The organism is Microbacterium sp. (assembly GCF_032084865.1).
GTDB lineage: Bacteria > Actinomycetota > Actinomycetes > Actinomycetales > Microbacteriaceae > Microbacterium.
On sequence record NZ_DAMDLU010000202.1, the window covers coordinates 1 to 3,489 of the forward strand.

Genomic DNA, 3,489 nt, shown 5'->3' on the forward strand with positions numbered 1-3,489 from the left:
GATGACCTCGGCGCCGATCCCCGGCCCGGTGAGGGCGGCGGCGAGGCGGCCGCGAGCTCGGATGCTGCCGCGAAGACCTCCGATGCGATCGGACGTTCGCTCGGATCGGTCGCCGTCATCCCCGTCAGCAGGTGCGTCCAGGCGGGCCCGAGATCTGCCGGCACCTCGGGGGCTGAGGCCAACCTCGCCATCGCGGCGCCGATGCCGTCGGACTGGGGGAAGGCGCGTACGCCGGTGAGCGCCTCGAGCATCACCAGTCCGAGCGAGTAGATGTCTGCCCCCGGCGCGGGCATCGCGCCCTGCAGCTGCTCAGGCGCGATGTACGCGGCCGTTCCGATCACGATGCCGGGCGAGGTCAGGCGGGCGGCATCCACCAGGGCCGAGATGCCGAAGTCGGCGAGCTTCGCGCCCGATCGGCTGGCGGGAAACGGCGCCTGCGACATGAGCACGTTCGACGGCTTGATGTCGCGGTGCACGATGCCGGCACTGTGCACGACATGCAGCGCCTCCGCCAGGTCAGCCCCGAGCGCCGCGACCGCGGCGGCAGGAAGGGGCCGCTGCGCGATGCGTTCGGCCAGCGTGGGGCCGTCGACGTACTCCATCACCAGGTACTCGGGGCGTCCCGGCACCAGCTGCGCGTCGTAGAGCGTGACGAGGGCCGGATGATTGAGCGAGGCGAGCGCCGTCATCTCGCCCCGTGCACGGGCGGCCGATGCGTCATCGCCCTCCAGCTCTGCGCGCAGCACCTTGATCGCGACGATGCGTCCGAGGAGGGTGTCCTTCGCCCGATAGACCCGCGCCATCCCACCCTGACCGACGCATTCGAGGATCTGATAGCGACCGTCGATCAGGTCAGAAGGGGGCAGCGAATCGTCGTCGGTCATCAAGTCCTCCCGTCGCCTGTTCGGGGCCAGCGACGACATCACTCTATGCCGACGTGGGGCGCAGCCCGACGGCCTTGACAGTCGACGAGCCCGCCGTCGATCAGATTCGCCCGCGCAGCGGGGTGCGTTCGGCAGGGTCGCCGCCTGCGGGCATGCTCATCTCCGCGCGTACTCCGAGCAGACGCACCTCGCGCCCCGGATCCACGGCTGCGGCAAGCTTCAGTGCGGTGCGCACGAAATCCTCGCGATCGGACGTCGGCGCGGGCAGTTTCCGCCCGAGCGTTCTGGTGTCGAAGGGCGCGTACCTCACCTTGAGGTGCGCGCGCTCGACCGGCCGTGCTTCCGCCGCGCAGTCATCGAACGCCCGGAGGGCCAGCTCACGAACCGCCGAGGTGATCTGCTCGGTCGTCGTGAGGTTCTGCTGATACGTCGTCTCTCTGCTGTGACTGCGCGCCACCCAGGGGGTGTCGTCGACGAGCGCAGGTCCGCGCCCGTAGCCGAGGTCTGTGTACCAGACGCCCAGTCTCGGTCCGAACTCCGCGATGAGCACTGCGCGGTCGGCATCCGCCAGCTCTCGCACGGTGCGGATGCCGTGACCGGCCAGCCGCTTCTGCACCCGCGGGCCGATGCCCCACAGCTCGCGTGTCGTCCGCTCCCCCATCATCTCGAACCAGTTCTGCTCGGTGAGACGGAAGACTCCCCGCGGCTTGCCGAACCCCGTCGCGATCTTCGCGCGGATCTTGTTGTCGCCGATCCCGACCGAGCAGTGCAGTGCGGTGGCCGCCAGCACCGCCTCCTGTGCCCGCAGCGCCACGGACTCGGGGTCGTCGGTCGTCACCCCGAGAAAGCACTCGTCCCATCCGATGATCTCGAGCGTCACGCCGGGCAGTGCGCGCAGCGTCGCCATCACCGTCGCCGACACGCGCTCGTAGGCGGCGTGATCCACCGGCAGGAAGACGGCGTCGTCGGGTGCCTTGCGCGCCGCGATCTTCATCGGCATGCCCGAACCGATCCCGAACTCGCGTGCCTCGTACGATGCCGTCGCCACGACAGCCCGCTCGGTGGGGTCGCCGTTGCCGCCGATGATCACAGGACGGCCGGCGAGCTCCGGATGCTGCAGCACCTCGACAGCAGCGATGAACTGGTCCATGTCGACGTGCAGCACCCACGACCTCATGTCTCGAGTCTGCGCCGCCCGCTGCGTCATGTCACGCGCTCGCCGGGACTAGCCTTGACAGGTGAGCCACACTCCCCTCCCCCGAACGACTCCCGGATGGCGGGGCTGGATGGTGTGGGGCGTCGCGGTCGCGGCGTACGTGCTCGCGATCATGAACCGCAGCTCGCTCAGTGCGGTGGGTGTGGATGCGGCCGAGCGCTTCCAGGCCGACGCGGCGACGCTCTCGCTGTTCGCCGTCGTGCAGCTCGCCGTGTACGGCGGGCTGCAGATCCCCATCGGGGTGCTGCTCGACAGGTACGGGTCGCGTCCGATCATGGTGATCGGGATGCTGCTCATGGCGCTCGGGCAGTTCGTGATGGCGGTGTCACCGAGCATCGGCATCGCCATCATCGCGCGCGTTCTGCTCGGCGCGGGGGATGCGGCGATCTTTCCCGCCGTGCTGCGCCTCGTCGCCACGTGGTTCCCCGCCCAGCGCGGTCCCGTGATGGGACAGCTGACGGGCCTCGTCGGCCAGACAGGCCAGCTCATCGCCCTGACGCCCCTGGCCGTGCTGCTGCACTCCACGAACTGGACGATCACCTTCGGCAGCGTCGCCGGGCTCGGCCTGCTCTTCGCGATCCTCGTCTGGATGCTGGTGCGCAACCATCCGCCCGAGCGCAGCGCCGACGTGACGGTGAACACCGAGACGGGTGTCGTGCAGGTGATCACCTCGGCGATCGACACCGGCGTCGGCATCCGCGCGGCCTGGGCGCACCCCGGCACCCGACTGGCGTTCTGGTCGCACTTCACCACCCCGTTCGCCAGCACGGCGTTCCTGCTGCTGTGGGGCATGCCGTTCCTCACCGCGGGTCAGGGGCTCACGCCCGCCGGCGCCGCCGGCATCCTGTCGATCACCGTGCTCGTCAGCATGGCGCTGAGCCCGGTGCTCGGCATGCTGTCACGTCGCATCCCCACCCGCCGGTCGCTCGCACTCGTGCTGCCGAGCATCGCCGTTCAGGTGGCCGCGTGGATCACGGTGATCCTCTGGCCGGGGCCCGCGCCGATCTGGCTGCTCATCGTGCTGGTGGTGTGCCTGGCCGCGGGCGGCCCGGCATCGATGATCGCCTTCGACCACGCCCGCACGCACAACCCGGCTCACCGCCTCAGCACCGCGACCGGCGTGACCAACTCCGGCGGATTCCTCGCCGCACTCATCGCGATCTTCTTCATCGGTCTCACGCTCGACCTGCAGGGCGCCGGCACACCCGACACCTACTCGCTCGACGCATTCCGCTGGGCGTTCGCCACGCAGATCCCGCTCTGGCTGCTGGGTGCGTCGTTCATCATCCGTGAGCGCAAGAGCACCCGCATCCGGATGGGCCTGGACCCCGAGCGCAACCGACGCCGCTGAGCAGGGGTGCGCGGGCGGCGGGTCAGCGGCGCGGGGTC

Annotated in this window: 3 protein-coding genes; 1 reads left to right on the forward strand and 2 read right to left on the reverse strand. The window is 70.0% G+C overall.

Going from position 1 to position 3,489, the window contains the following annotated elements; all coding sequences use genetic code 11:
- Both RT309_RS14315 and RT309_RS14320 read right to left on the reverse strand, forming a co-directional pair.
- Positions 1-884: serine/threonine-protein kinase (locus RT309_RS14315; RefSeq protein ID WP_313358117.1), on the reverse strand; the 884-nt coding region annotated here is incomplete at its 3' end.
- A 100-nt stretch (positions 885-984) separates the two neighbouring features.
- Positions 985-2,061 carry a DNA polymerase IV gene (locus RT309_RS14320; protein ID WP_313358118.1) on the reverse strand — a complete coding sequence of 359 codons (1,077 nt, stop codon included), beginning with the start codon at positions 2,059-2,061 and terminating at the stop codon, positions 985-987.
- A 109-nt stretch (positions 2,062-2,170) separates the two neighbouring features.
- Here RT309_RS14320 and RT309_RS14325 point away from each other — a divergent pair, with 109 nt between their 5' ends.
- Entirely contained in the window at positions 2,171-3,451 is a 1,281-nt protein-coding gene (locus RT309_RS14325) for an MFS transporter (protein ID WP_313358120.1), read from the forward strand.
- The last annotated feature ends 38 nt before the right edge of the window (positions 3,452-3,489 follow it).